The organism is Enterobacter sp. JH25, from assembly GCF_021725435.1.
Classification (GTDB): Bacteria; Pseudomonadota; Gammaproteobacteria; order Enterobacterales; family Enterobacteriaceae; genus Enterobacter; species Enterobacter intestinihominis.
In genome coordinates this window covers 551,394-569,971 of the sequence record NZ_CP091319.1, presented here as the reverse complement: position 1 = coordinate 569,971, position 18,578 = coordinate 551,394, and the positions used below count along the sequence as shown (strand labels likewise).

The window sequence follows — 18,578 nt, the reverse complement described above, 5'->3', positions numbered from 1 at the left end:
GACAGCGCGCCGGGTCGTTATTATTAGCCCTGCGGATCCGGGGCGATATTGCGCAGCTTCTTCATCAGCGCGATTTCAGCGCGTGAAAACGGGATACCGTTCTCCTCGAACACGTCGTGGAACCACAGGCGGCAGTAGTCCGTGGACTCCTTCATCACCACCGGCCACGGCAGCCAGGTCTGGGTTTTACCGCGCACCAGCCCCCACTGATACGGCGCGACCTTTGCCATGTACATCAGCGGGAGCTGCTCTTCGATGGTGCCGCCCACGTGACGCGCCAGCCATTCGGTGCAGAAGATTGGGCGGCCCAGCGCCTGAAGTTGCTGGATAATCGCCGTCATGCGCCCGGTATTGGTGTAGGCGTGATAGCTCACCACGTCCGACAGTTCCAGCGCGGTCTGGTCCAGCGGGTGCTGATAAAACGTCTCGCCCTCCTCTTCCGCCGGCAGACGCCAGGCGCAGACGGTAAGCGGCTGGGTCGGGTCTTCCTCACGCACCCAGCGGAACGCCAGCTTCATCAACTCGTGCGCGCAGGTCTCCAGCTTCTCGTCGTACAACACCTCTTCCGTGCCCGTCGCGAAAATGCCGCGGTTTCCCGGCTCGTTATACAGATCCCACAGCAATACGCGCTTATCCTCGCGGAACTGGCGCACAACGTCGCGGATATAGCGCTCAATCTGTGGCCAGCAGTCTCGATCGCACACCTTGTCGCGCCCCGGGCTCGCCGCCGCCTGGCTGTTGTGTTTGCCCGGTACGGGCGGCTTTTGCGAGCCGAGGTACGGCTCGTCGCCGGAGAAACCGCAGTCGTCCATCAGGGTCAGCATGGTGCTGAAGCCGTTGTCGTCGGCAATCGTCAAAAAGCGGTCGATGCGCGCCATCAGCCCGTCGCGGTCGTGCTCCCATACGATGAACGGCAGGTTGATGCGCAGGGTGTTATAGCCCGCGTCCGCCGCCCAGCCCAGCTCGCGGTCGATAGTGGCGGCATCGAAGGTCTCTTCCTGCCAGATATCGGTCCAGTTCACCGCTGTCGACGGCAGATAGTTGAACCCGCACAGCCAGCCTTTTTGCTGATACCACGCCTGTGCCTGTTCTTTACTCCACTGCTCTTTCATTACGCATCCTCTTGCTGATAATGTTTAGCTAATAAATATTAGCTGCGGGATAAATGCGCAAATCACGGCGTTTAGAAAAGCGACGCCTCTCACAAAGTTCACGCTTCGATGAATGAGAAACGTGATCGGCGGCGCTAAAGCGTGCGGTTAGGGTATGATGCAAATTCGCGAAAGGGAGAGGACGGATGAAGCGAAAAACGAAAGTGACGATGAACGATATTGCGCGGGCGGCGGGCGTGTCGCAGGCGACGGTATCGCTGGTGCTTAACCAGTCCCGCAACATCAAGCTCAGCGACGACACCCGTCAGCGGGTGATCAACGTCGCTACCGAGCTCGGCTACGACCGTCTTCCTGCCATTCACGCTCCGCGCAATCAGGAGGAGATCGCCCTGCTGGTCAGCTCGTTGCAGAGCTTCGACCCGTTTATCGACGCCATCAGCCAGGCGCGTGAAGCGGCGTGGCGCAACGAGACGCTGCTCACCGTCTACGACTACGGCGACGACGTGGAGCTGGCCCTGAACATCATCCGCCAGCTGGACAAGCGCAACTGCATTGGCATTATTCTTGCTTCTCCGGTCACGAACGTCGTCGATATGACGCCATTTCAGGACTGTACCCGCATCCCGCTGGTGCTGCTCAACCAGCGCGACCCTGGCTCGCCGCTGCTGCCGTCGTTTATCCCGGACGACTACGCCAACGCTTTCCAGGTGACTAAACACCTCATCGCCTGCGGCGCCAGCCGTATCGCCCACATCACCGGCGAGAGCTGGATGGAGGCCTCGCGCCAGCGTCTGGCGGGCTACCAGGCGGCATTGAAGCAGGCCGGTTTAACGTGTGACGAGAGCCTGGTGCGCCAGACCAACTGGCAGTTCAGCGAGTCCTTTACCGCCACCACGTCCCTGCTGGAACTGACCGAACGCCCGGACGCCATTTTCTGTGCCAGCGACTGGCTGGCGATTGGCTGCTACCAGGCGCTGGCGGTGAATGGCGTGCGTATCCCGCAGGACATGCTGCTGGCGGGCTACGACGACCAGAAGATTTCCGAACAGCTCACCCCGCCGCTGACCAGTATCCAGTTGCCCTACAGCGAGCTGGGACGGCTGGCGGTGGAGTACCTGTGCAATCAGGAAGATGCCGCCACGCACGTAACGCTGGCGGGCAGGCTGAAGGTACGCGCCTCAAGCCTCGTCTGAGGTAAACACCATGCCCGCATAGGGCTTCTCGCGACACGCCGCCAGCCGCGCGGCGAGGCTGCCCACGTGCAGCTCCAGCTTGTGCCCGTCCGGGTCGAGAAAGTAAAACGACGCCCCCTCGCTTTTATTCTGCTTCCAGACGGTGACGCCCGCCTGCTCCAGCCTGTGCGAGAACGGTTCAAAATCCTCTTCCGCCACGGTAAACGCGTAGTGGGTATAGTCGCTCTTCTGCGGCGGCACATACTGGCGCGCCTCGTCGTAGGACAGGCAGACCCAGAGATCGCCACAGGTGAGATAGGCCCCGGTATTCCAGCGGGCGTGCAGCGTCAGCCCCAGCAGCTCGTGCCAGAAGGTGACGCTTTTTTGCAGGTCGCTGACCGCGAGGGTCAGATGATTGAGAGATTGCAGCATGACGTGCCCTTTTGTTTTTCGCGCCGGACGTGGTACGGTAAAGAGATGAACATAAACCACGCCGTGCTCACCGTAAACCGCTGGTGGCTGCCTTCTTAAAGGCGGCACGGAGTAGTTTTCCCCATTTTCAGATAGCCGCCGAAAGGCGGCTTTCACATTTCTAAGACCCCTTTCGGCAATTGCACATTAAGGAGTCTTTATGAACGCACCAACCATCCTCACCGGCGACCGCCCAACCGGCCCGCTGCACCTCGGCCACTTCGTCGGATCGCTGCGCCAGCGCGTGGCGCTTCAGCAGACGCACAACCAGTTTGTGCTGATTGCTGACCTTCAGGGGCTGACCGACAACGGCAGCAACCCGCAGAAGATCCGCGACAACATCCCCGAAGTGCTGGCCGACTACCTCGCCGCGGGCATCGACCCGAACCTGACCACGATCTGCCTACAATCCGCCCTGCCCGCCCTCGCCGAGCTGACGATGCTGTATATGAACATCGTCACCGTCGCCCGCGTGGAGCGTAACCCGACGGTGAAAAATGAGATTGCGCAGAAGGGCTTCGCCCGCTCGCTGCCGGTCGGGTTTATGGCCTACCCCATCAGCCAGGCGGCGGACATCACCGCGTTTAAGGCCGAGTGCGTGCCCGTCGGCGACGACCAGCTGCCGATGATTGAGCAGACCAACGAGATTGTGCACAAGATGAACAGCCTGCTGCCCGCCCCGGTGCTGCGCCGCTGCAAGGCGATGCTGAGCGACACCAGCCGCCTGCCCGGCATCGACGGCAGCGCCAAGATGTCGAAATCGCTCGGCAACACGCTGCACCTTTCGGCCAGCGAAGAGACGATTCACCGTGCGGTCAGCGCCATGTACACCGACCCGACCCACCTGAAGGTGAGCAACCCGGGGCAGATTGAGGGGAACGTGGTGTTTACGTATCTCGACGCGTTTCATCCGGACAAGGATAAAGTGGCGGCGATGAAGGCGCACTATCAGGCGGGCGGGCTGGGTGACCGGGCGTGTAAGAACGAACTGGAGGCGTGTTTGCAGGAGCTGATTGGGCCGATGCGGGAGCGGAGGGCGATGTATATGCAGGACAGGGGGGAGCTGATGGCGATGCTGAAGCGCGGGACCGAACGGGCGCAGGGGGTGACACAGGAGACGTTGAGGGAGGTGAAGGTGGGGCTGGGGGTGCCGGTGTTTAGTTAAAGTAGGTTTAGCGGTGGAGTGCGGGGGATTGGCATGAAGCCGCTAACTTGATTATTTCGGAAATCAGCGAGGCGCAATAAATTCTGAAATGCATTATTAGCCATTGTTGTTTGTCATCCTACTGAGAGCACGATATTCATAGACTCTTTATATTTTAAACGTCGCGGCAACTGTTATGAGCAAGTTTATTATTTCCATGCTAAATACGTTACTTTGTGTTTTAGTGATCACGCTATGTCTCATTTGCGTGGGCGTCACTGACAACTGGAAAGAATGCACTATAGCAATAATCATCACTTTAGGATGCGCACATTTCATGGCCGTTTTACTGAATCGTGTATTGCCTCATAAGTTATCGATCTTAGAAGGAATAGTGGAATTATTGGGAGGACCATTATTAGTTATAGGCGCAATTGTGTGCTTTGATGTATTCGAACCTTGGCCGCTAAAAATCATTGGGATGTTTGCGTGGACTGTTTTGATTTTCTTTGTACCTTCAATAATAAATCCCAGACGTTAATTCGGTCTATTAATCAATGTCTACGTCATTACTTCACCCACGGAATCCAACATAATGTACCCCACTCTTTCGCAGGTCATTGAGGTTGTACGTCAGTCCTCGGGACATCATCGCAAGCGCATTGATGAGAACACCCTAATCGAAGCCGACCTCGATATATGCGGCATGGATGGCGATGCCCTGATTGAAGACTGCGAGGAAGCGTTTGGCGTTACGCTCGTCACTGAAGAAGATGGTTATGAGAAAATTTTTTCCCTCGCTGAAAACGAGTTTCTTTTTAGCACCGAGGGCATAGATTACTTTGGTATCTGCCGCTTGATTCGCAGGCTACGAGGCATTCCCGAACCTGTGATACGCGATTTAACCGTTGGCGAACTCCATGCTGTGCTGGTTAAGGCTGTGAAAGAGCAGATAAAGCACGAGTGGTTTTTTCTTAATACGGGCATGAGATGACATGCCCGTTACCTATCACTTTGGTCAGTTCAATATCACCCGTAGCGGTATTAAAGTACAGATAGAAAAAATCTGCGTTTAACCGTTCGGGTTTCGACCAGACCTCCTTCACTTTCAGGCTACGCTTTTCCTTCACATACCCTAACGTTTCGAGATAAGCGCGCAACGGTGCAGCACTGGTAGCGCCTTTAAAAATGATACTGTTTGAAGGTTCGTAACCATCGCCCGAATGCGCCTCAAAATAATAGTCGTCCGTTACTTTTGGGGCGTTCTTAATATCCTTGTCTGTCAGTATCCGGTAGTGGAAAAAATCGTTTTCCGTATAAACGGTCGTCGCATCAGAATCAGATGCCACAAGCCATACAAACAACCATCCGAGGATACATACAGTGGCAACCGTGAGCGCTGACCACTTCAAGGCGTTTAAAAGGATTGTCATAGAAAATGCCCATGAAATGTCTTATCCCTGCCTCAGATTGCATATCTTCCGAATGGCGAACATCAGTAGCGCGGTAACGACGGCCATCATCCCACCCAACACCCACAGGAATGATGGGTCTGCTTCACCATCAGCAAACCCCAGACCGGTACGATTTAAAAAATCATTGCTGGCTTGAGACAAGTAATCGAGCAAGCCTCCCAGAGGAAACAGGACGATAAAGAAGGAAGCAATGAGGCATGCCAGACCAATCAGGATATTATTTTTTAACTTTGCATGAAGCATAATCAGCCCTTCCTGTCACATCAATACGTCCATATGCCATCAACCCTTTACCACCAGGAACACGAATCTTCTTACGTGCAAGCAAAGATTGTCTGACCAGTTGAAAATCAGGGATATTATAGAACGTTATGCATCCCCACGACTCTCCCTCACCATTCGGCCTCAATGGATGAAGTCGAAATGAGCCTCTGTCGACCCCAGTCACAAATACGTTATCAGCCATGGTCGAAGCATTAAACAAGCCGAACTATTCAGAATGATCGGTCCCGTTCTTGAAGTCTTTTACAAACCGTTCAACCCGATTAGCAATACTGCCTTCCGGTGCATCAACGATCCAGTACGTACCCAAAGGTAATGCTGCATTCCTGATAAAGGCGCACTCTGCAATACTGGTTACGGGTTCTATTCCTGAAAAAACGGGAAACGTCCCAACGCCATAAACGTGTAGTTTCAGCTTTCTTCCATCGGCGGAGACATCATTATAATCCATCCTACAAATCTGCATAGCAATCCTCCCTGTCGCTTTGCGGAGAATGTTACAACCGATTTATTGAGTGCACCAGCGGAGTTAGATAATGCATCTAAAAAAGGAAAAATACGGGCATGCGTATTCAAGCCCGTATTAACTTATCCTTTTACATGATTAATGAAGGGATATTTTAGATATTATTCTTACTTTGCCAGACCATTTCCGCGCTTCACCATAGGTATATCTCCCGTATCATTCAGCGCCCCCGGAAACGTTTTTAACCACTGGGCGACTTTCTGCTTATTTATATTCACCACGCTCATACCTTCCAGGCATCCCCATAATTCTCTTGTATGCTGTGGCGTAATCACGATGCAGTCTTTCATGGCGCGGATTTTCACAGGCATACCGTTGATAAAGCCTGCACGGGTTAACCAGTCGCCGCCTAGGAGAAGGTATTTCATGTCTATGCGTGCATACAGTTCGCAGCAAGCGGCACTGTCCTGCGGCGTTTCCGCGCGAGGGTGGACGGGCGCCGCGTTGGTCTGGTTGCCGTGAAGTCGGCGGGCGCTGTTTTTGCGTACCAGCTCGCGGTTTTCAATCATGCCGGTGAAAGCGTCTGATTCTGTTTTGCAAACGGTAAACTCTGGCTTAAAATTCGTCGCAGCCATATACAACTCCATATTAGTTGGTTGTGGTTAGCGGTATGGGGGTGTTGCAGCACCTTCATATCGCGAATTCTTCGTTAAATTCTCTTTGATACTTCCTTTGCCGTTCGGCGTAATTTCTTGTGCTCATTATACAGGGCTGAATATAAATACAGCGGTTTGGTGTGGGGAAATTTGGAATTTGCGAGGGGGATTCAGGAAATAATGTTATGTACGATAAGGTCATGTTTTTCTTGTTTGCGGGTTGATTGGTCTAGGTTTTGCGAGCATCATCGCAATTATTTACCTTCTACCGTAACGCGATGACTTCCAGCAAAACTCTCGAACAGGCAATTGCCGACATCACCATCTGGCGCAAAGGCGAACAGCGTGCGCCGCATAAGCCTTTATTGCTTCTGTACGTGCTGGCGAACTATCTGCAGGGGCATGCGCGACTGTTTGATTACGGTACTGAGGTCCACGAACAGTTGCTTAGCCTGCTAGAACGCTTTGGCCCACAGAGGAAGGCGCATTACCCAAATATGCCCTTCTGGCGGCTCAAAGGGGACGGTTTTTGGGATCTGAAGAATACTGAGTTCTGTTCGACCACTGGCAGTAAGCAACCGCCTGTTAAAGAACTTGTGGAACATAACGTCGCAGGCGGGTTTGATGAAGAACACTTTGCGCTCCTGAGTAAGAACAAAAACCTAATCGGCTCGCTAGCGCAGCAGATCCTTGAAGCGCACTTTCCTGATAGCATTCAGGAGGAGATCGCGGATGAGATGGGATTTGATATCCAGCAAATCCGTAAGGTTCGCGATCCGCTGTTCCGCCAGCAGGTGCTTCGCGCTTATAACTATGAATGTGCCATCTGCGGATTCAACATGCGGCATGATAACGCCTCCGTTGGACTCGAAGCCGCGCATATCAAGTGGAAGCAGTTTGGCGGACCGTGTGAGATCCCGAACGGACTAGCGTTGTGCGCAATTCATCATAAAGCGTTTGATAAGGGATCGATTGGGCTGGATGAGAGTATGCGGGTGCTGGTGTCCGAGGCGGTGAATGGGGGCGGGATTGTTGGGCGGCTGTTCTGGGATTTTGCTGGTAAGCAGATTGCGCTGCCGGTGGTGAAAGGGAACTATCCAAAGGAGGGATATGTGGAGTGGCATCGTAGGGAGGTGTTTAGAGGATGAGTGCGAAGGCCGGACTCGAACATCGCAGCTATCCTTATGATCTTAAGAGAGTAAAACTTATCATGTTGGGCATGATACCATCATTGATACCATCAGTCCCGATTGGTGATAATCGAACAAAGAGTATATCAATCTTGTTTGCTTACACTAACTTCGACTTTATCTATATCATAAACACTTACATTGCCTCCAGTCGCATTTAACGGCTCAAAAAGAGCAAGATTGATTCCTTCACTTACAGAACTGCTATAAAGTACTCCATGAAAGCCAGTTTTCTTAATAAATTCGCATATATATTGACTTGGAATATAATCAAGGGCTGCACTTTTAGGTAATACAGGTCTTGTTAGTTCATAACCAAGTCGTTCAAGAAAAGGTATATCTGCAAGCATTTTACCCATTTCACCTGGATCGGTTAATAAAAACGGTGAAACGGTTTCACGAGGGTTTCTTAGGTCTATTAGAGTCAAGTTATCTTTTAGAGTAAAATCTGCGACACAAGCTCTGTCACCTGTATGAGGTCGAATTTCAGACAAAGCTGTATCTGGTTTAGATCCAAGATATAAATACGGTATACCAGTAGGATTCGCTCTCCCATGACTAACTAATCTCTTGGGGGGAGCCCCCATTTTGTCTATCGTAAAAGCCGCATCGTCTGCATAAATACGGGCTCGATACCAAGTTTTAGAAAAATCATCTAAAGCAAGGAAACTTAATAACTCGCCAAGCCTATCTGTATCAAGTGATTTATTCAGAAAATATCTATTTTCATACATGAGTTCCTGACAAAGATGATCCCATAATGCGAGAGATTCACTCTTATAATCATCAGAAAGTACGAAGGTTTTTCTAACAATATTCCCATCATCAAGTATATCACCTAATAACTCTTTGGCATGAGCCTCATCTAAAAGAGGATGTGAAAATAGCTTCCAATCCTCTTTCAAATGTGCAACTAGACTCATACCATCCGGATGATTTTCGTAGATGTTTATCAATGAACTAAAATGATCAAATAAAGCATGAGGCTCAATAATCTCAATACCTTTGGTACCACAATACGAACAATCGCCAAAATCTGGGGAAAGTGAAGGTATGATATTTTTCTTTAAACCATTATCCCCAAAACAGCTCGCACAGCAGTATTTGACCATATTATTTACCATCCATGAAATCGGCTAGGGTTTCTATATGGTGAATCATAGACAATTTTTTAACTGTGCCTAAACCAGGGAAGTGACTCGGATTATGTAATCGTCTAAATTCTTTGATAGCCGACGTTTCAAGCAACATGGATTTGCCTGAATTTAAAGCAGCCATTAATTTATCAAGGGACTGTGCGAACTTACCTGCTGGATCTGTCGGTGTATCACGTGTTGTCGAAACAAAATGATAGATGTACATTTCATCTTCATGCTTCGTATTAATATAAGTAAGATGAATAGCAACAGCATACGCAGGACCACCGGACTCAGTAAATTCATCACCAACAATTAAGAAATCACCAAAACCATTCATACCCTCCTCTTCATAATTAAGATGAAGATCTGAAAAGAACTCAGAATCGGGATGGTCAGCATTTCGTCTTTTTTCAAAGCCATCTTTAATTAAAATTCTTTCTGAACCAGAAAAATGTTTTCGATAAGCTTTAGAACAATAGTTGGAAAAAAATACATGTTTGTATCCATCCCCAAATCTTTCATGTAAAGCTTTTGGCTCATCAAACCCGGCATGAATAAAGGTGACTTCATGAACAAGATCTGAATGAAGGAGGTTATCAACCTTAGCAATAGTCATACTCTTATCAAGAAGTATTCCTACAGAAATCTTTTCATACTTACTAAATTCTTTTTTTAATAATTGAGTTATACTTTGTCCATCGGTAGAGTGATCACCACATGCCGGATTAATGATAACAATAGCCTTACCATCATTTTCTTTTATTGTTTTCAGTGTTCGCTCAAGACCATTGAGAGCCTCTCTCACAGGCTCTATTATTGGAGTAAAACCTGCCTCAGCCATTACATTAGCAGTGTCTCTAATAGCTAACAGTTCAAATTGTTTCCCACGAAAATAAGGATAATACATAGTTTGTTACTCCCATAACAATGCCTCATTAAGAGGAAGCTGCATAGTATTAATTAATCGCTCATGATCCTTAGAGCGAAGCTGAATAGAAAGTGCCGCTGGTTGTAAAGACCTTGGTAAGTTGAGAATCAACTCCCTTAAAGAAAGTAAGCTTCTACTTTTCTTAAGAGTTTTTAGCATTAAATTATATACAGAAACAGGTGGTAGGCCACTAAATTCTTCTTTCAAGAAGCCATGCATTTGAGTATTCGGTAAGTCGGGGATTTTTATACCTAACTCGGAAGCAATAATTTTTGCCTCATTAATTCTCAATGACTCAAAGATTGTTACAGGGCATATAAAGTCTAAGACTTCTTCAGCTTCTCTTATAGTAGATATTCTATTCCATCGGGTTAAACTCAATACCCCAATGGTAGATTCAGTAGTTTTCAGCACATCATCTATATGTTCTGAACCTGCTATCACATAGATTTTCCCAAATGCTTTACGGTAGTTTGTTATTTGGTTTTGTAGACGGCTTAAGGAATCCCTTTCGGATTTTATTTCGTAAACCGTTCCAGTTCCGTTCAGTATGATGAGATCAGCTTTGCAAGAGCCAATTCTGAATTCATTAAGCATACAGGCAGTTCTTAATGAATGCTTCCCAAGCAAAAGATTGTGTGTGAGTGCAGAACGATAAACATACTCATTCCGCAAGCCTGTTTGTCTAAGTAAGGCAAATGCCTCATTGAAGGCTTCACCAACGGTAATCCCAAGTGTATCTGCATGGTCAAAAATCTCGGTCTCTCGGAGAGAACGAGCAAACATAGGAGACTGCCCTTTTTTCGCTATCTCGCTGAAAACGGAAGCGGAAAAAAGTCTACTTAAAGCAGTCAATTGAAAAGAGTTAAGTTCGTTACTTCTCATCATGGTGAATCACATAGTCCATCGTTCAGGATCTTGTTTGGTTACTGTCAAAATCCTTAGCAAAACCCACCTAAACGTCGTTCATCGGTATAGGAAAGCTATGAAAAAATCTTCACCTTAGGTTACCAAACCAGCAGTGTCCTGCATAGAAAAGTCGATAGCCTAACTGTATGCACCAATTCTAGTAGTCTGCAATAACTATGTTTGTGAGATCTAACACAATCTATTGATCATAAACGATAAAAAACACTGAAAGATGCAACTCTATAGGTGCATACGAAATGTTTTTCTTTAACATAGGGTAAAGTACCATTTTTTGGCAAAGTCAAATGGGTTGTATGAATATTAATATACCCTTAAGGAATATGCCTTCCCTATTTATTCCCTATTGTTATATGCGTTTTAACTTTCGAACACTATCTAACCCCTTGTTCAACGTGAGGGTTTATCATATCATTGAAGAAAAAATGACCTCTGGAAACTATTGTGGAAGATAAAATTAATTTTCTATATCAGTCCTTGAACGACACACAAGCAACAATTAAAGCTATTGATGTAAAAATTGGGTTCCTCTTTGTAATTGCATTTATGCCTATCACTGTATTACAAACATTGAATAGCACCGTGATGACAATATGGTCTGCAAATGCAATTTATAAATTATGCTTGATTTCAATATGTGTAAGTTGGCTATTATCTGTAGTATATCTTTTTCTGGCTTTAACAAGTATCTCAGATCCTAACAAACACATGCATGGAGCTAAACCAAGCGGATTATTTTATGGCAAAGGTATTTTCAAGATTGAAACGGAAAATTTTGGTTTTAAAGTAAAAGTAACATCTAATCTTACAGTAGATGAGGTAGTTAGCAATTTACCTGACCAGAATGGAATCCTTAAAGAATTAACATATGAGAAAATGAAAATAACATATATTAGAGAAATTAAGTTAGGATATTATTCTAGATCTACTAAACTTATGTCTTTTTGGCTACTACTAAGTACAGCCATTTATTTAATAAATAATTTCATTAAGATCTAAATATGAATAACGAACAAAAAGCCGCAATAGAACAAATAATTAATAGCTCGCTTGATCAAGCGGAAGCCCATTGGAGAAATGGTGGTTATAAAATAGCCCTTGAAATGAGGAAAAGCCATGCTCAAGATAGCCGAGATTTTGCTATTAACGAATCTCTGATGCCTGGTCTTCCACCTATTTATGAGGGTCAAACCATTATTGGTGAGTTCATAGCATTAGTCGCAGATATGAGAGACTCGACCAATCATTTGTTACAAGCAATTTCACCAAAGAAAGCGGATATTTCAGACTTACAACGAGTATTTTACGAAACGTCAGCTTTATTGCCATCTTTAGCAAAAGTTGTTTCATTCCATGATGGGAAAACCACAGAATATTTAGGAGATGGTATCTTGGCATTTTTTTTAGTCGATGAGGAAGACAAAACTGATGCTATGTATAGGGCTCGCAGGGCTGCAAATGATATTATCGGTGAATTAAGACCTTTACTTAACCGTATTATATTTGAAAGATATAGATTGCCAGAAATTGATCTAGGGGTGGGAATGGGGATCAGTAAAGCAATAGTTTCTTTAGTTGGACTTCCAAAGGAAAGACAAGTTAAAGCATTTGGTGAATGTGTATTTAGAGCAACGAAACTATCTTCAGGAAGAAACGAAATTTGTGTGGATACTAATCTACATGCCCAATGGCCGACATCTAAAAATGGAACACTTCGTTTCAGATTAAAATCATTTGGATCAGGAGACAAAGCCGTTTCTGGATATTTATTAGAACCGTCTAAAAAATAGGTAATGATAATATGAAAACTTATAATCTTTTTATTAGCCATTCATGGAAGTATACTGATAGTTATGACCGACTATTGAACATTCTTCATAATAGAGGGTATTTTTATTTTAAAAATTACTCTGTGCCAAGAATAGATCCTATAATAGGGGCACAAGGTGACATTGCGCTTTACTCAGCAATTAAGAGTCAAATGTCACCGAGCAGTGTCGTTCTCATTTTAGCTGGCGTTTATGCTACTTATAGTAAATGGATAGATGCAGAAATAAGAATAGCTAAAGAATATGGAAAACCTATTATAGCAATAGAACCATGGGGTTCTGAAAGAACTTCTACTGTAGTAAAAAATGCTGCAGATAGAATCGTTAAGTGGAATGCTGATAGCATTGTCGCTGCTATAAGAGAAATATCATGAGGCACCTATGAGAAAAGCTCTATTCATTGGTATAAACGAATATGAAAGCATTCAAGATCTCAAAGGATGCGAAGATGATGCCATATCTATGTCAGAAGTGTTAAGCCGACACTCTGATGGAAGACCAAATTTTGGTGCAAAAAAGTTAATAAACTCCCCAGCGAAACCGGTAACACGCGAATTACTTGAAAAAGAAATTCAGATGCTATTTAACGGCGATGCCGATATTGCTCTATTATTTTTTGCAGGACATGGATACTTTGATCAAAATATAGATGAAGGAGTCATTCTACCTTTTGATTATAATCAAAGTAAAAATAATGGAGTGAGGATAAGTGATATATTAAATTGGGCAAATAATGCAGATAAAATACGAAATAAAATTATAATACTTGACTGCTGTCAATCAGGTGCTGCCGGACAAATCAGGAATTTAAGAGGTGGTGAATCTCTAATTTCAGATGGAAGCACAATTTTAACCGCATGTCAAAGAGATGAGTTTGCCATGGAGGAAAATGGCCATGGTATATTTACTACATTAATGTTAGAAGCCTTGTACGGTGCGGGGGCTAATATATTAGGATATGTTACTCCGGGGAGTTTATACAGCTTTGTTGACCAAGCTTTGGGTGAGTGGGAGCAACGACCTGTATTTAAAACTAATGTTTCTAGGTTTGTCATCTTAAGGGAAACAGGTCCACGGATTTCCTTAGACACCCTAAGAATGTTACCAGTCTGGTTCAAAGAAGACTCATCTGTTTTCAACTTGAATCCTAGCTTTGAACCTGAATCTAACATACCTGATGAAAATAATATAAATACATTTAAGCAATTGCAGGCATGTAATAGACACGGTTTAGTTGAACCTGTAGATGCGGAACATATGTATTTCGCAGCTATGAATTCTACAGGATGCAGATTAACAGCACTTGGTGTTTATTATAAAAAACTTGCACAAAAGCAAAGAATATAAATTAACATAGTTTAGAGGTCATAAATGAATCCAGTTAATTCGTATTACATTATAGTAGAAGTATTTTTAACAGACATTGATGGCAATTCTCCTTCACATGATGGAATTATATATTTTATCATTGATGTAGTTAATGGTATATGTATTGATACATTTTCTTCATTTGACGATGCGGTAAATGAGCTACTAAATATTTTAGGAAATGCAGAGGTAGTTGAAGACTTTAAAGAAAAATTGCGAGATTCAAAATTTCAATTTTACTCTTTATGTGTTCTAAATAATTCATCTCAACTTCAGTCACATCATGCATTGTTAGCCAAAAATGACATTGCAAACTCATTAGTTTCCAGCTCAAAACTTAATAAAAAACATGATGTAAAAAAGCTTATTAATACCAGCATTGAGAAACACATAATTAAATCTCAATTAAAGCCTTCCGTTCCTTAATTCTAATAACACATATTTTAACTAATAAATATGTGTTATTATTTTTTCTTGATTATAGTCAATGCGATCAAATACTATATCCTTACCGATGAGTGTAAGAATTTTATCATCTGGATAGAAATAATGTTCATATGATATTCCACTTGGATATCTAACCTCCAGAATATAGTATGCAGTAAGTGCTCCATTATTCTTTCGATCAACAACTTTTTTGGCATCTAATAAAACACCTAACTGAGTAACTGACTCATTATATAGATTAACATCAATCATTATATTTTCTCCTTTTTGTTTATAAATAACCTAAACATTTAAATTGTCAATAGACACAAGCAAGGGCTAACTCTGCGAAGCCGCTGCGCTTGCTTCTTCGAGTTCCCCTTGCTTTTCTGCCCTTCGGTTAGAAAAGAAGCCAAACTGCTACCAACCTTGAATCTCTATATTTTTGAATAGACAAACATTACCCGCTCCCTTAATCACCACTATCAAAAATAAAAAATCATCTTACAAATAACCCCATACACATCATTTTAGATTGCGACCTTATTAAATTAAAAATTCAACCTTAGATGGAATTTAATGTACAAGGAATGTCCTACTGTAACGGAGAATTTTAAACATTAAAAATTACAACTATGGTTTGTCATAGCCTGTACATCTATTCACCTCATGCATATGCACTAAGAAAGCTTTTTTGAATACTGGAGTTGTCCCTGCTAAAACGGACACGGCTAATTAACTGCTAATATGGCATCACGATATTCGCGTGGCGATTTCATGTTCAACCCCTTGTGTGGATGCAGATTATTATAATCCTCTATCTATTCTGCCATTGTTTCCATCATTTAGACTGCATCCAGCAGATCATCTACGTACACATAATCCCGCTTGAACGTCTTTACAAACGATTCTGCCATGCCGTTACTTCCCGGACTGCGTACTGGTGTAGTACACACGATGAACCACAGTGAACTAGCGAATGTGCGCGTGGCATCGGCTGTGCAGCAATTATGCCAATGACACTGGCTCCATTGACGGCAATGACCTGACATCTACAATCCCGCTACAAAGCATTTACTCCATGAGTCATTGCACTTGCTGAGCTACACGAACACACTAAAACCAGATAATAATTAATCGCTGTATAAGCTCGTAACAAGCGGAACTTTAAGGCAAAATAGGGCCATCTTCCCCCTTCATAAGGTTACGCTAATGGCCAGAAAACCTAAAGAAATCAAAACAGACCCGTTAGAGGTCATCCTGTGGAAAGCGGCAGACAAACTGCGTAAAAACATTGATGCAGCCGAGTACAAGCACGTCGTACTAGGCCTCATTTTCCTTAAGTACATTTCTGATTCTTTTGAATCTCATTATGAGTTGCTGAAAGCCGGTAAAGGCGAGTTCGCAGGTGCTGATCCGGAAGACAAAGACGAGTACACCGCTTACAACGTTTTCTTTGTCCCTGAGCTTGCACGTTGGAACTATCTGATTTCTAAGGCCAAGCTTCCTGAAATCGGTAAGATGGTTGATGATGCGATGGAGCTTATCGAAGCGGGCAATCCACAGTTAAAAGGTGTGTTGCCGAAAGTCTATGCCCGACAAAACCTCGACGCCACTGTTCTGGGTGAGCTAATAGATCTGATTGGCAACATTGCACTAGGAGATGCCAAAGCACGCTCTGCTGACGTTTTAGGTCACGTATTCGAATACTTCCTAGGTGAATTTGCACTGGCAGAAGGCAAACAAGGCGGCCAGTTCTATACGCCAAAATCTATTGTAAGCCTGCTGGTTAACATGCTGGAACCCTATAAAGGCCGTGTCTTTGATCCCTGCTGTGGTTCTGGTGGTATGTTCGTTCAGTCAGAAAAATTTGTAGAAGCACATCAGGGAAATATTGACGATATTTCGATCTATGGGCAGGAGTCCAACCAGACCACTTGGCGTCTGGCAAAAATGAACCTGGCAATTCGTGGGATTAATTCTGAACACGTTCGCTGGAATAATGAAGGTTCATTTCTTAACGATGCTCACAAAGATTTGAAATCTGATTTTATCATAGCTAACCCACCGTTTAACGTTTCCGACTGGTCTGGTGAGCAGCTTCGTGGTGATGCCCGCTGGCAATATGGCATTCCACCTGCTGGCAACGCTAACTTTGCATGGATGCAACATTTTTTGTATCACTTGTCTCCTAAAGGGCAAGCGGGTGTTGTTCTGGCAAAAGGGGCATTAACTTCTAAAAGCTCTGGTGAAGGTGATATTCGTGCTGCACTGGTAAAAGATGCCAATGTGATTGACTGTATCGTCAACTTACCGGCAAAGCTGTTCCTGAATACTCAGATCCCTGCTGCATTATGGTTTATGCGCCGTGACCGTCATAACAGCAACCAGTATCGTGATCGTAGTAAAGAAATTCTGTTTATTGATGCCCGTAATCTCGGTCATTTAATTAATCGTCGTACCAAAGTGCTTTCCGACGACGATATCAATACCATTGCCGATACCTACCATAACTGGCGCAATAAAGGTGGTGAATATGAAGATATCCCTGGATTCTGTGCGTCCGTAGACATTAATGAAGTTGCTAAACTTGATTATGTGCTGACGCCTGGCCGTTATGTTGGTCTTGCTGATGAAGAAGACGATTTCGACTTTAAAGAACGGTTTACGGCTCTTAAAGCGGAGTTTGAGGCGCAACTGGAAGAAGAAGCGCGTCTAAATAAATCTATCGCTGAAAATCTGGCGAAGGTGGTACTATGAGTGAATGGGTGGTTAAAAATTTAGATGAAGTTGTTGAATACTTCATTGATTACAGAGGGAAAACACCTGTTAAAACAGGTTCAGGCATACCACTTATCACGGCCAAAATTGTCAAAGATGGATGTTTACAAACACCTACTGAATTTATTTCGGTCGAGGATTACCCACTATGGATGACTCGTGGCTATCCAGAAGTAAACGATGTTGTTTTAACCACAGAAGCTCCATTGGGTGAAGTTGCACTTATCAAGAATAAAAATGTCGCCCTTGCTCAACGAATTATTACCCTAAGAGGGTATAAAAACATCCTGGATAATAAATTTCTAAAATATTGGTTGCAATCAGAACAAGGCCAATATGAACTTGAATCACGAGCGTCCGGCACAACCGTTTTTGGTATTAAATCATCTATCCTTAAAAAAATTCCAATATCTCTGCCACCTTATAATGAGCAAGTTGCTATAAGTTCTGTATTGTATTCTATTGATGAAAAAATAGACCTGCTTCATCGCCAGAATAAAACACTGGAATCCATGGCCGAAACCCTGTTTAGGCAGTGGTTTGATGTAGATAGTAATGAAAAATGGCAAGAGAAAAATGTTCTGGATATTTTTACATTAGTTGGCGGCGGAACGCCAAAAACTTCAGTTGCTGAATATTGGACTGATGAGATCCCTTGGATTTCCGGAGGAGATATTTCATCCGCCCATCAAGGCTATCTGTATCGCACAGAAAAGTCTATAAGCTTAGCGGGACTTCAAAACAGTTCAGCTAAATTACTGCCTAAAAACTCAACCGTTATAAGTGCTCGTGGTACAGTGGGAAAGTATGCTCTTTTAGCAAGGGATATGGCTTTTAGTCAATCCAATTATGGCATTGTTTCAAAAATTGGAAGTTATCCTTTCTTCATATATCTTCTGGTTGGATTTATTGTCGACGATTTGCTAGCGGCGGCATATGGTAGCGTTTTTGATACTATTACGACAAGAACTTTCGAATCTGTAAACTTGAAGTTTCCTTCTTTAAATTCAATTGAAAAATTCAATAAAGAAGTAGCTTCGCTCTTTAACAAAAAAGAAATAAATACTTCTCAAATCAAAATATTGGAAAAACTCCGCGATACCCTACTTCCCAAGCTGATGAGTGGTGAAGTTCGGGTTCGGTATGCAGAAGAAGAAATCTCAGCAGTAGCATAAAATAATTAAGCGGGTGCACAACCCACTCTCTGGTTAA

The 18,578-nt window shown here is 44.4% G+C and carries 22 protein-coding genes and 1 pseudogene; 11 read left to right on the top strand and 12 right to left on the bottom strand.

All coding sequences use genetic code 11. From position 1 onward, the window contains the following. Positions 1–23 precede the first annotated feature (23 nt). Positions 24–1,112 (bottom strand): cellulase family glycosylhydrolase, encoded by a 1,089-nt coding sequence (locus L2Y28_RS02760; protein ID WP_022646916.1) that lies wholly within the window; start codon positions 1,110–1,112, stop codon positions 24–26. A gap of 185 nt (positions 1,113–1,297) precedes the next feature. Between L2Y28_RS02760 and L2Y28_RS02755 the strand changes: the two genes are divergently transcribed. Then, positions 1,298–2,305: a LacI family DNA-binding transcriptional regulator gene (locus L2Y28_RS02755; RefSeq protein WP_022646915.1), complete on the top strand. Its 1,008-nt coding sequence runs from the start codon at positions 1,298–1,300 to the stop codon at positions 2,303–2,305. Here the strand turns inward: L2Y28_RS02755 and fosA are convergent. Further along, positions 2,291–2,716, bottom strand: coding sequence for a FosA/FosA2 family fosfomycin resistance glutathione transferase (gene fosA, locus L2Y28_RS02750; RefSeq protein ID WP_022646914.1), 426 nt, complete (start codon positions 2,714–2,716; stop codon positions 2,291–2,293). The genes L2Y28_RS02755 and fosA overlap by 15 nt on opposite strands. 199 nt (positions 2,717–2,915) lie before the next feature. Between fosA and trpS the strand changes: the two genes are divergently transcribed. Continuing rightward, positions 2,916–3,920, top strand: a complete 1,005-nt coding sequence (gene trpS, locus L2Y28_RS02745) for a tryptophan--tRNA ligase (protein ID WP_022646913.1) — start codon at positions 2,916–2,918, stop codon at positions 3,918–3,920. 574 nt (positions 3,921–4,494) lie between these two features. Next, the gene (locus L2Y28_RS02740; protein WP_022646912.1) at positions 4,495–4,893 is read left to right on the top strand and encodes a hypothetical protein; all 399 of its coding nucleotides are present in this window, start codon (positions 4,495–4,497) and stop codon (positions 4,891–4,893) included. On the opposite strand, the gene L2Y28_RS02735 is transcribed toward L2Y28_RS02740, so the two are convergent. The 5 genes from L2Y28_RS02735 to L2Y28_RS02720 form a co-directional block, all read right to left on the bottom strand. Beyond that, the gene (locus tag L2Y28_RS02735; protein ID WP_022646911.1) at positions 4,874–5,332 is read right to left on the bottom strand and encodes a hypothetical protein; all 459 of its coding nucleotides are present in this window, start codon (positions 5,330–5,332) and stop codon (positions 4,874–4,876) included. The genes L2Y28_RS02740 and L2Y28_RS02735 overlap by 20 nt on opposite strands. Before the next feature lie 21 nt (positions 5,333–5,353). Next, on the bottom strand, positions 5,354–5,617 hold the full coding sequence (locus L2Y28_RS02730; protein WP_022646910.1) for a hypothetical protein: 264 nt from the start codon (positions 5,615–5,617) through the stop codon (positions 5,354–5,356). Further along, a complete protein-coding gene (locus L2Y28_RS25540; RefSeq protein ID WP_306694107.1) occupies positions 5,592–5,840 on the bottom strand; it encodes a tlde1 domain-containing protein in 249 nt (82 codons plus the stop codon). The genes L2Y28_RS02730 and L2Y28_RS25540 overlap by 26 nt, the downstream gene beginning before the upstream one ends. Before the next feature lie 24 nt (positions 5,841–5,864). Continuing rightward, the gene (locus L2Y28_RS25535) at positions 5,865–6,107 is read right to left on the bottom strand and encodes a DUF2778 domain-containing protein (RefSeq protein ID WP_232926242.1); all 243 of its coding nucleotides are present in this window, start codon (positions 6,105–6,107) and stop codon (positions 5,865–5,867) included. Between the two features lie 182 nt (positions 6,108–6,289). Continuing rightward, on the bottom strand, positions 6,290–6,757 hold the full coding sequence (locus L2Y28_RS02720) for a SymE family type I addiction module toxin (protein ID WP_022646908.1): 468 nt from the start codon (positions 6,755–6,757) through the stop codon (positions 6,290–6,292). Positions 6,758–7,056: 299 nt separating this feature from the next. Between L2Y28_RS02720 and L2Y28_RS02715 the strand changes: the two genes are divergently transcribed. Next, positions 7,057–7,926, top strand: coding sequence for a phosphorothioated DNA-binding restriction endonuclease (locus L2Y28_RS02715; protein WP_022646907.1), 870 nt, complete (start codon positions 7,057–7,059; stop codon positions 7,924–7,926). Positions 7,927–8,054: 128 nt separating this feature from the next. Here the strand turns inward: L2Y28_RS02715 and L2Y28_RS02710 are convergent, their stop codons facing one another. The 3 genes from L2Y28_RS02710 to L2Y28_RS02700 are packed head-to-tail and all read right to left on the bottom strand — an operon-like array spanning position 8,055 to position 10,923. Then, positions 8,055–9,080 carry an RES domain-containing protein gene (locus L2Y28_RS02710; protein ID WP_022646905.1) on the bottom strand — a complete coding sequence of 342 codons (1,026 nt, stop codon included), beginning with the start codon at positions 9,078–9,080 and terminating at the stop codon, positions 8,055–8,057. A gap of 1 nt (position 9,081) precedes the next feature. Further along, complete coding sequence (locus tag L2Y28_RS02705) at positions 9,082–10,014, bottom strand: sce7725 family protein (RefSeq protein ID WP_016239405.1); 933 nt, start codon at positions 10,012–10,014, stop codon at positions 9,082–9,084. A gap of 6 nt (positions 10,015–10,020) precedes the next feature. Next, a complete protein-coding gene (locus L2Y28_RS02700; RefSeq protein WP_024195727.1) occupies positions 10,021–10,923 on the bottom strand; it encodes a sce7726 family protein in 903 nt (300 codons plus the stop codon). A 483-nt stretch (positions 10,924–11,406) separates the two neighbouring features. Here L2Y28_RS02700 and L2Y28_RS02695 point away from each other — a divergent pair, with 483 nt between their 5' ends. Genes L2Y28_RS02695 through L2Y28_RS02675 form a run of 5 tightly spaced genes read left to right on the top strand, consistent with a single transcriptional unit; the run spans position 11,407 to position 14,585 of the window. Further along, positions 11,407–11,961, top strand: a complete 555-nt coding sequence (locus tag L2Y28_RS02695) for a hypothetical protein (protein WP_016239403.1) — start codon at positions 11,407–11,409, stop codon at positions 11,959–11,961. A 2-nt stretch (positions 11,962–11,963) separates the two neighbouring features. Further along, positions 11,964–12,752, top strand: a complete 789-nt coding sequence (locus L2Y28_RS02690; protein ID WP_001058485.1) for a hypothetical protein — start codon at positions 11,964–11,966, stop codon at positions 12,750–12,752. Between the two features lie 11 nt (positions 12,753–12,763). Next, positions 12,764–13,165, top strand: coding sequence for a TIR domain-containing protein (locus L2Y28_RS02685; RefSeq protein WP_016239402.1), 402 nt, complete (start codon positions 12,764–12,766; stop codon positions 13,163–13,165). Between the two features lie 7 nt (positions 13,166–13,172). Next, complete coding sequence (locus L2Y28_RS02680) at positions 13,173–14,138, top strand: caspase family protein (protein WP_009485084.1); 966 nt, start codon at positions 13,173–13,175, stop codon at positions 14,136–14,138. A 24-nt stretch (positions 14,139–14,162) separates the two neighbouring features. Next, positions 14,163–14,585: a hypothetical protein gene (locus tag L2Y28_RS02675; RefSeq protein WP_022646903.1), complete on the top strand. Its 423-nt coding sequence runs from the start codon at positions 14,163–14,165 to the stop codon at positions 14,583–14,585. Positions 14,586–14,606: 21 nt separating this feature from the next. Here L2Y28_RS02675 and L2Y28_RS02670 read toward each other — a convergent pair whose 3' ends face one another. Together L2Y28_RS02670 and L2Y28_RS02665 are read right to left on the bottom strand one after the other, a co-directional pair. Next, a complete protein-coding gene (locus tag L2Y28_RS02670) occupies positions 14,607–14,858 on the bottom strand; it encodes a hypothetical protein (protein ID WP_016239400.1) in 252 nt (83 codons plus the stop codon). 458 nt (positions 14,859–15,316) lie between these two features. Next, a pseudogene (locus L2Y28_RS02665) lies at positions 15,317–15,583 on the bottom strand (integrase core domain-containing protein); the annotation flags it as partial. A 214-nt stretch (positions 15,584–15,797) separates the two neighbouring features. Between L2Y28_RS02665 and L2Y28_RS02660 the strand changes: the two are divergent. Further along, the gene (locus L2Y28_RS02660) at positions 15,798–17,345 is read left to right on the top strand and encodes a class I SAM-dependent DNA methyltransferase (RefSeq protein WP_022646902.1); all 1,548 of its coding nucleotides are present in this window, start codon (positions 15,798–15,800) and stop codon (positions 17,343–17,345) included. After that, on the top strand, positions 17,342–18,541 hold the full coding sequence (locus tag L2Y28_RS02655; RefSeq protein ID WP_022646901.1) for a restriction endonuclease subunit S: 1,200 nt from the start codon (positions 17,342–17,344) through the stop codon (positions 18,539–18,541). Before L2Y28_RS02660 ends, L2Y28_RS02655 begins: the two co-directional genes overlap by 4 nt. Positions 18,542–18,578 lie beyond the last annotated feature (37 nt).

Excerpts from the sequence above, each read along its gene's own strand:
- L2Y28_RS02760 (WP_022646916.1), bottom strand. The coding sequence starts at position 1,112 with ATGAAAGAGCAGTGGAGTAAAGAACAGGCACAGGCGTGGTATCAGCAA.
- L2Y28_RS02755 (WP_022646915.1), top strand. The coding sequence starts at position 1,298 with ATGAAGCGAAAAACGAAAGTGACGATGAACGATATTGCGCGGGCGGCG.
- fosA (WP_022646914.1), bottom strand. The coding sequence starts at position 2,716 with ATGCTGCAATCTCTCAATCATCTGACCCTCGCGGTCAGCGACCTGCAA.
- trpS (WP_022646913.1), top strand. The coding sequence starts at position 2,916 with ATGAACGCACCAACCATCCTCACCGGCGACCGCCCAACCGGCCCGCTG.
- L2Y28_RS02740 (WP_022646912.1), top strand. The coding sequence starts at position 4,495 with ATGTACCCCACTCTTTCGCAGGTCATTGAGGTTGTACGTCAGTCCTCG.
- L2Y28_RS02735 (WP_022646911.1), bottom strand. The coding sequence starts at position 5,332 with ATGACAATCCTTTTAAACGCCTTGAAGTGGTCAGCGCTCACGGTTGCC.
- L2Y28_RS02730 (WP_022646910.1), bottom strand. The coding sequence starts at position 5,617 with ATGCTTCATGCAAAGTTAAAAAATAATATCCTGATTGGTCTGGCATGC.
- L2Y28_RS25540 (WP_306694107.1), bottom strand. The coding sequence starts at position 5,840 with ATGGCTGATAACGTATTTGTGACTGGGGTCGACAGAGGCTCATTTCGA.
- L2Y28_RS25535 (WP_232926242.1), bottom strand. The coding sequence starts at position 6,107 with ATGGATTATAATGATGTCTCCGCCGATGGAAGAAAGCTGAAACTACAC.
- L2Y28_RS02720 (WP_022646908.1), bottom strand. The coding sequence starts at position 6,757 with ATGGCTGCGACGAATTTTAAGCCAGAGTTTACCGTTTGCAAAACAGAA.
- L2Y28_RS02715 (WP_022646907.1), top strand. The coding sequence starts at position 7,057 with ATGACTTCCAGCAAAACTCTCGAACAGGCAATTGCCGACATCACCATC.
- L2Y28_RS02710 (WP_022646905.1), bottom strand. The coding sequence starts at position 9,080 with ATGGTCAAATACTGCTGTGCGAGCTGTTTTGGGGATAATGGTTTAAAG.
- L2Y28_RS02705 (WP_016239405.1), bottom strand. The coding sequence starts at position 10,014 with ATGTATTATCCTTATTTTCGTGGGAAACAATTTGAACTGTTAGCTATT.
- L2Y28_RS02700 (WP_024195727.1), bottom strand. The coding sequence starts at position 10,923 with ATGATGAGAAGTAACGAACTTAACTCTTTTCAATTGACTGCTTTAAGT.
- L2Y28_RS02690 (WP_001058485.1), top strand. The coding sequence starts at position 11,964 with ATGAATAACGAACAAAAAGCCGCAATAGAACAAATAATTAATAGCTCG.
- L2Y28_RS02685 (WP_016239402.1), top strand. The coding sequence starts at position 12,764 with ATGAAAACTTATAATCTTTTTATTAGCCATTCATGGAAGTATACTGAT.
- L2Y28_RS02680 (WP_009485084.1), top strand. The coding sequence starts at position 13,173 with ATGAGAAAAGCTCTATTCATTGGTATAAACGAATATGAAAGCATTCAA.
- L2Y28_RS02675 (WP_022646903.1), top strand. The coding sequence starts at position 14,163 with ATGAATCCAGTTAATTCGTATTACATTATAGTAGAAGTATTTTTAACA.
- L2Y28_RS02670 (WP_016239400.1), bottom strand. The coding sequence starts at position 14,858 with ATGATTGATGTTAATCTATATAATGAGTCAGTTACTCAGTTAGGTGTT.
- L2Y28_RS02660 (WP_022646902.1), top strand. The coding sequence starts at position 15,798 with ATGGCCAGAAAACCTAAAGAAATCAAAACAGACCCGTTAGAGGTCATC.
- L2Y28_RS02655 (WP_022646901.1), top strand. The coding sequence starts at position 17,342 with ATGAGTGAATGGGTGGTTAAAAATTTAGATGAAGTTGTTGAATACTTC.